Raw genomic sequence first — 6,889 nt, forward strand, 5'->3', positions numbered from 1 at the left:
CAGACCAGCCACCACAACCCTCACAGACACTTAAGGCCCTACCCGTCGAGGAACCGCAGCAGTAACGGGACGGTGGCGTGCATGGTCCGCAGGTCCCCGCCGCTGGCGGCCTGCTCGCCGAGGTAGTCGCCGTGGCCGCCGGGGACGATCAGCAGGCGGGCGCCCGGGATCGTGCCAGCCATCCTCGCTGCATACTCGGCGGTGACAATGTCCCGGTCCCCGAGCACCACCAGCGTTGGCGCCGTGATGGTGCCCAGCTCCTCGTCGGACCAGCCGGGGAAGTCCAGGATGCGCTGGCGGTCCAGTTCGAAAAGCAGCTCCAGATGGCCAGGTGCGGGGTTGAGGAGGCGGTCGGCGTCCTTGTAGGTGTCGGGCATGTCCGCAAGGGTGGCCTTCGACATGCCCTCCCAGAACTCATCGGGAACGGCATCCCGGCTCACAAAGGTGGACGCGATGATCAGGCGCCGGACAGCGGCCGGACGCGCGAGCGCCAGGGCGACGGCGGTGTGGCCTCCGGCGCTGAATCCCAGCACGTCCACGGTTTCAACGGTGAGCTGTTCCAGAACAGCCAGGATGTCGCCTGCGGAGTTCTCGGCAGTGAGGGGGCGGCTGGTGGGCTGGGTGCGGCCGTGACCCTCCTCCTCGACGGCAATCACCTGGCGGTGTCCGGCCAGCAGCGGGATGAGTTCACTGAAGTTGGTGCCGATGGTAGAACCGCCGCCCGGGATGAGGAGCAGCGGCGGCTGGCCGGGCACCGCCTGCCCGTGGACCTCGTAGTACATGCAAAGGCCGTTGTTGTCCGCGTAGCCGTGGGTGAAGGTCACACGGCATCCTAACCCCGGGCGCTTCGGGCGGAAAGGGAAAGGAGGCAGCTCCCCGGTCGGCCAAAAACAATCACACTGGATTCATGGGGCATCCGGTTCCTGCTTTACGTCATCGAGTATTCCCGCGGGTTCGGAAAGGAGCCAGCAATGTCCAACGACTCTACTGAAATGGTCAGCGTCCGGTACATGGTGGACGACGTCGAGGCCGCCGTCGACTTCTACACAAAGCACCTCGGATTCACCGCCAGGATGAACGCGGCACCGGCGTTTGCCGACGTCGCCCGCGGTCACCTGAGGCTCCTGCTGAGCGGTCCCACCAGCTCGGCGGGCCGGCCGATGCCGGACGGCGCCGTTCCGGCACCGGGAGGATGGAACCGCATCCACCTCATCGTGGGCGACATCGCGGCCGAAGTGGACCGGCTGCGCGCCGCCGGCGTCACGTTCCGGAACGACATCGTCAAAGGCCCCGGCGGTCAGCAGATTCTACTGGTGGATCCGGCAGGCAACGTGGTGGAGTTGTTCCAGCCCGCCGGCGAAGAAGGCCGGCCTAGGTCATAGCCTCTGCCTCCGCCAGCCTGATCATGCGCAGTTCGTCCGCCACCGCACGGGCGGGCCAGTAATCCTTTGCCAGCTTTCGTGGCAGGTCCCGATCAGCTGCCGGGAAGAGTTTGTCGAGCAGCCCGGCTGCCTCAAGCAGGGCGACGAGGGCTGTGGTCCTCGCATCTGTTGGTTTCGCAGCTGCCGGCGTCGCATCGGTTGGCGTCGCGGCAGGCGGCGTCGTGTCGGACGGCGCTGCATCGGTTGGCGTGGCATCTGACGGCTTAAGGCCGAGTGCGGCCTTGATCTTGTGCCGGATCGCGGCCTCCGGGGCATGGTCCTTCTCCGGATACCGCACGGTCTTGAACAGGCCCAGGTGCTTTTCGCCGACATGATCCACGATGCCACGGGACGCCATCCCCTCGTAGACACGCTGCACTTCCGCGCGGCCCTCGAGCATGGACACCCACCGCTTGGGAGTGTGGGGCCGGGACTTGTGGCGGATGAGCTCCAGCTGGTGTTGGAAGTCCGTTGGCCGCGCAGTGCCCGTAGCCCTGACGTGCTTCCCTTGCAGTCCGATCGCGCCCGTCAGTTCCAGTTCGGCCAATATTGCGCCCGCCAGAGTGGTCCTGAGAATGTAGGCCGGCACTTCGGGTTCGCCGTCCGTGTCGTTCGTTGCCAGAAGGAGGAAAGCCTGGGGAAGGCTCAGCTCCGCGGCGTTCGGTTCCTCCGCCTGAGGTGTTTGTGCATCCATACGATCATGGTGGCCCAGTTATGCGGCCACCACAATGGCGGCAGTAAGGGCCGGACGACGGCGGGACCTCCCGCCGTCGTCCGTTGGTGTTTGGCGCGTCCCGCGGACCTTTGCCGCACCTGCTCCCCCGTCCGGCTTGCAGCGAAAATACCCGTGCCCGCAGCCCCCGGACCTTGCGCAGGCAATAGCAAGTATGCTTAGTATCTATTTAGTAACCATGCTTACTATTGCGAAGACAGCAGTGCTGGCAGTTCCTGCCAGCGAACCCTTCACGAAGGACAGTGACCATGACTCAGAACCAAAGGCCTCTGGCGGGCTCGCCGGCCACCCTCGACCAGTACGGAAATCCGGCCCCGGCCTCAGCGGGAACGGCGGCCGGCTCCCCCTCCAAATCAGAGGCGGTCAAGGGCGAGGCTTCACAGCTGGCCAGCCATGCGGCGGGCGCGGCCCAGAGCGTGGCAGAGACGGCCAAGGCCGAGGCCAGCAACGTCGCTTCCGAGGTGAAAACGAACGCCCGGGACCTGCTGCACCAGGCCAAATCAGACCTCACCCGCCAGGCGGGCACCCGGCAGCAGAACGTAGCAGACGGTATCCGCTCCATCTCCTCGGAGCTGCGCACCATGGCAGACGCCTCCCGCCAGCCCGGCGTGGCCTCGGATCTGGTCCGGCAGGCCGCCGAGCGTTCGCAGTCCGTCGCGTCCTGGCTGGACGGCCGGGACCCTGGTTCGCTCCTGAGCGAGGTGCAGACTTTTGCCCGGCAGCGTCCCGGCACCTTCCTCCTGCTGGCCGCAGGAGCGGGAATTCTTGCAGGACGGTTGACCCGGGGTCTGGCTGCCGGCACCCCGGATACCCAGGGCCGCCGCCCATCCGGCCCGGCCTCCAGTCCCACACACCGGGCTTCGGTACCGCAGGGCGCCGCCATCCGCCATGAGACAGCTTTCGCCGCTGGGGATGACCGGGGTTTTCTTACGGAGCCGGTGATCTCTTCGGGCGGCCCGGTGTCCACCCAGTCGCTGCCGACCGGTACCGCCGCGGATACGCCGTTGCGGGAAGTGGACGATCCATTCCACAGCGCAGCGGGACGTAATTCGGGCCGAGGACCACGTCCATAGCACCTGCAGTGAAGCCACCGAGCGTGGCCGTCTCTCCTTACGGAAAGGCGGCCACCCCGAGCCCCATCCACCAAAAACGAAGGGAACCACCGCCATGAAAAAATTGCTCATCGCTTTCCTCCCCACCATCATCAGCCGCGTGATGCGCGCCCGGCGGGCGAAACAGAACCCCGCCGCCAACCCCCGCAACCGGGACCGGAACCGGTTCTGACCTTGTCCATAGCGGCGTCCGCCCGGCTGAAGAATCCCTAGGAGAACCATGCACATCCCCGAACAACGGGGCCCGGTCAGCGCCGCCCTGCTCGCGCTCCTCGCCGGGCAGCCTGTGGAGAACGGGTCAGCCCTGACCGAACTTCAGGTACTCGCCTCCGCCCAGCTGGACCAGACTGCGGACGTCATCGAGGACGAGGACCTCCAATTGGCGCTGTTCTGCCTCTACGAGCTGCACTACGGCGGGCTGGACGGCGTGGATGACGGCTGGGAATGGATTCCGGGCCTGATCGCCGTCCGGCGGCTGCTGGAGCAGCCGTTCGAGAAGGCGTTGCGGACAGCGGCCCGGGCTGCAGTCCCCGAGGTTCCCCCGGTCGCCGCCGGAGGTTCGGTCAGCGACGGTGTGGCCACCGTCCTGTTTGCCCTCGCGGCTGCGGACACCGGGCCCAGCCTTTCGAAGCATGTTGCGAAGAAGGCCAGCCTCGGCCAACTCCGGGAATTCCTCATCCACAAATCCACCTATCAGCTCAAGGAAGCGGACCCGCATACGTGGGCCATTCCGCGCCTCTCCGGCCGCGCCAAAGCTGCCCTGGTGGAGATCCAGGCCGACGAATACGGCGGCGGCCGCGCGGACCGGATGCACAGCGCCCTCTTCGCCAGGACCATGCGTGCCCTCGGTCTCGATGACCGGTATGGCGCCTACGTTGATGCAGTGCCCGCGATCGCCCTTGCGTCGGTAAACATGATGTCCCTCTTCGGGTTGAACCGCCGCCTCCGCGGTGCCATTTGCGGGCATCTGGCGATGTACGAGATGACGTCCTCCCGGCCCAACCAGCTCTACGGCAACGGTTTCCGCCGCCATAATTTCGACGCCGCAGCGACAGCGTACTTCGATGAACACGTGGAGGCCGACGCCGTCCACGAGCAGATCGCAGGCCGGGATCTCGCGGGAGGCCTGGTGGAGGCAGAACCGGACCTGCTCTCCGACGTGCTGTTCGGGGCGACGGCGGCGGTTGCCGTGGACTCCCGGCTCACCCTTCGCATCCTCGAGGCCTGGGAGAACGGGCGGACCTCACTCCGCACCGACCTGCCCGCGGCCGCATGACCACGCACCAGGAAGGGCACATGAAGCAGGAACCCGCTGAAGGTTTGATCGTCGTCTGCCCGGACGGGCCCCTGCTGGTCCGTGGTCACTTCGAGATCGTCACGCCGGCAGGAGAGCCCGTGCCGAGGCAGCGCCGGACAGTGGCACTCTGCCGGTGCGGCGCGTCAGCGATCAAACCGTACTGCGACGGGACGCACAAGCTGATCAAGTTCCGGACAGACCCTGCCGCGCCGGCAGACCCAGCGCCGGCAGATCCCGGGCCCTAGGCCCCGCTTCAGCGCCAACACCGGCGCTGTCACCAAAAGATGACACCACAAGATGAACGGACGACGGCGGGACTTCCCGCCGTCGTCCGTTGCTGTTTGGGCCATGGCGCAGTCAGGCGGCCATCACAACGAGGATTTACAAGCCGGAAACCAAAACCTCTGTTCGCAAACGAAATTGCAAGGTACATTTGATGCAATCAACCTTGCAGAGTGATGTGCGTTACAGAAGAGGTCCGGACTTGAACACCAATGCGGTCGATCTTGAAGCCATCGGAGCAGGCGCGAGCAGCACCGGGAACGTTTCCCAGGCGTGGCTCGGCGACGCCCTTCCGGACGTTCCGCTATCCAAGGCCCAGAGCCGGGTGGTGGATGTCATCGCCCGCAATCCGCAGCTCTCCTCGTACGCGGACATCGCCGAGATCGCCCAGCGGGCAGACGTCAACAACTCCACGGTGGTCCGTACGGCCCAGCATCTGGGTTACCGCGGCTGGCCGGATCTCCAGCGGGAACTGCGCTCGCGGTACCTCGTCATGATCTCCACCGAGGACACCCTGACGGAGCACGGCGAACACCGCAGCCCACTCCATGACGCGCTCAACCATGACATCGAGAATCTGCGCCTGACGCTGGACTCCAATACAGGAGACGACGCCGAAGCCGCCATTGCGGCCATGGCTGCAGCCAAGTCCATCACCGTCGTCGGCCTTGGCTCGTTCGCCGGCCCCGCCAGCGTGATGGCGCACCTGGGCTCCACCATGGGCTACCCCATCACTTTGGAGAACCGCGCCGGCGTCCATCTGGCTTCCAGCACCAACACCCTGGGTGAAGGCGACGTCCTGGTGGTCATCAACATGTGGCGCTCCATACGGCAGATCATCGTCACGGCCGAGGCCGCCAAACAGGCAGGTGCCACGGTTGTTGCCATCAGCGACATGCGCCGCGGCCGCCTTGCCGCGGCTGCTGACCACCTCCTGGTGGTGGCCTCGGAAGGCATCTCCTTCTTCCAGTCCGTGACCGCAGCAAACTCAGTGGTCTACGGCCTGCTCGCAGGCATGGAGGCGGCGCATCCCGAACGCAGCCGCGCCGCCATCCGCCGCACCCAGCAACTGTGGAAAGACCTGGACATTTACCTCGACTGACCCCCACACCCTTCACTCCCCACACGCATACTCCAGGAGCAGTTCATGAACACCAGCACAGACCGCCGCGTAGCCGTCATTGGCCTTGGAGCCATGGGTGGAGCAATGGCCGCAACGCTGCACAAAGCCGGCTGGGACGTCACCGGCTTCGACCCCTCCGAGGCAGCCAGGGCCGCCGCATCCGGCACCGGCATCGCCACCACCGCCAGCCTGGAGGACCTCGCCGGGACACCCTACGCCGTCCTCTCCCTGCCTGCAGCCAGCATGGTGGAAACCACCGTTCCCCAACTCCTGGCGGAGCCGGGAACCGTGGCGATCATCGACACCACCACCTCCGAACCGGCCACCAGCAAGCAGATGGCCGATCTCGCCGAAGCACAAGGAGCGGCCTTTGTGGACGCTCCGGTGTCCGGTGGCCGCGATGGCGCAGCAACGGGGTCCCTGAGTGCTTTCGTCGGAGCCACGGACGCCGCCCTCAAAGCCGCCGAGCCCGTCCTGCTCGCCCTCACCGGCGGAAAGTACAGCCACATCGGCGGCCCCGGCAGCGGCAACGTGGTCAAGCTCCTCAACAACGTCCTGGCAGCGGCCAACCTGGTCTCCGTGGGTGAGGCACTCGGGGTCGCCAAGGCGTACGGCATCGATCCTGCCACGGCGGCGGCCAGCATCAGTGAAGCCTCCGGTGGCAGCAAGGTCTCGGCAAACATGTATCCCAACTGGGTGCTCTCCGGCACCCACGATTCCGGCTTCTCCCTGGGCCTGATGGCCCGGGATGCGGCCCTCGCCGTGGACGTCGCCGCGCAGATCGGCGAAAGCCCGGCCCTCCTTGCGGCCGTCGCCAGCCAGTGGCAGGACGCCCTGGCCGTACTCGGACCGCGCGCGGACTTCACCGAAATCGCCAGGACCGTCGCCCCGTCCATCACGCCCGCCGGCGCGCCGTCCACC

Annotated in this window: 8 protein-coding genes; 6 read left to right on the forward strand and 2 right to left on the reverse strand. The window is 66.5% G+C overall.

Annotated elements, in window-relative coordinates; genetic code table 11:
- Positions 1-38 precede the first annotated feature (38 nt).
- Positions 39-824, reverse strand: a complete 786-nt coding sequence (locus WMN78_RS04515) for an alpha/beta hydrolase (protein WP_340532290.1) — start codon at positions 822-824, stop codon at positions 39-41.
- A gap of 147 nt (positions 825-971) precedes the next feature.
- Here WMN78_RS04515 and WMN78_RS04520 point away from each other — a divergent pair, with 147 nt between their 5' ends.
- On the forward strand, positions 972-1,382 hold the full coding sequence (locus WMN78_RS04520; RefSeq protein ID WP_340532291.1) for a VOC family protein: 411 nt from the start codon (positions 972-974) through the stop codon (positions 1,380-1,382).
- Here WMN78_RS04520 and WMN78_RS04525 read toward each other — a convergent pair.
- Positions 1,372-2,115 carry a GOLPH3/VPS74 family protein gene (locus WMN78_RS04525; RefSeq protein ID WP_340532292.1) on the reverse strand — a complete coding sequence of 248 codons (744 nt, stop codon included), beginning with the start codon at positions 2,113-2,115 and terminating at the stop codon, positions 1,372-1,374. The genes WMN78_RS04520 and WMN78_RS04525 overlap by 11 nt on opposite strands.
- Positions 2,116-2,402: 287 nt before the next feature.
- Here WMN78_RS04525 and WMN78_RS04530 point away from each other — a divergent pair, with 287 nt between their 5' ends.
- The 5 genes from WMN78_RS04530 to WMN78_RS04550 form a co-directional block, all read left to right on the forward strand.
- A complete protein-coding gene (locus tag WMN78_RS04530) occupies positions 2,403-3,227 on the forward strand; it encodes a hypothetical protein (RefSeq protein ID WP_340532293.1) in 825 nt (274 codons plus the stop codon).
- 259 nt (positions 3,228-3,486) lie between these two features.
- The gene (locus tag WMN78_RS04535; RefSeq protein ID WP_340532295.1) at positions 3,487-4,542 is read left to right on the forward strand and encodes an iron-containing redox enzyme family protein; all 1,056 of its coding nucleotides are present in this window, start codon (positions 3,487-3,489) and stop codon (positions 4,540-4,542) included.
- 20 nt (positions 4,543-4,562) lie between these two features.
- Positions 4,563-4,808, forward strand: a complete 246-nt coding sequence (locus WMN78_RS04540) for a CDGSH iron-sulfur domain-containing protein (RefSeq protein WP_340532297.1) — start codon at positions 4,563-4,565, stop codon at positions 4,806-4,808.
- 239 nt (positions 4,809-5,047) lie between these two features.
- Positions 5,048-5,947: a MurR/RpiR family transcriptional regulator gene (locus WMN78_RS04545; protein ID WP_340532299.1), complete on the forward strand. Its 900-nt coding sequence runs from the start codon at positions 5,048-5,050 to the stop codon at positions 5,945-5,947.
- Positions 5,948-5,992: 45 nt separating this feature from the next.
- A partial coding sequence (locus WMN78_RS04550) for an NAD(P)-dependent oxidoreductase (protein ID WP_340532300.1) occupies positions 5,993-6,889 on the forward strand: 897 nt, incomplete at its 3' end.

The sequence above is a fragment of the Arthrobacter oryzae genome (genome assembly GCF_037911235.1).
Lineage (GTDB): Bacteria > Actinomycetota > Actinomycetes > Actinomycetales > Micrococcaceae > Arthrobacter > Arthrobacter oryzae_E.

Coding starts and splice junctions, on each gene's coding strand:
- WMN78_RS04520 (WP_340532291.1), top strand. CDS start 972: ATGTCCAACGACTCTACTGAAATGGTCAGCGTCCGGTACATGGTGGAC.
- WMN78_RS04525 (WP_340532292.1), bottom strand. CDS start 2,115: ATGGATGCACAAACACCTCAGGCGGAGGAACCGAACGCCGCGGAGCTG.
- WMN78_RS04530 (WP_340532293.1), top strand. CDS start 2,403: ATGACTCAGAACCAAAGGCCTCTGGCGGGCTCGCCGGCCACCCTCGAC.
- WMN78_RS04535 (WP_340532295.1), top strand. CDS start 3,487: ATGCACATCCCCGAACAACGGGGCCCGGTCAGCGCCGCCCTGCTCGCG.
- WMN78_RS04540 (WP_340532297.1), top strand. CDS start 4,563: ATGAAGCAGGAACCCGCTGAAGGTTTGATCGTCGTCTGCCCGGACGGG.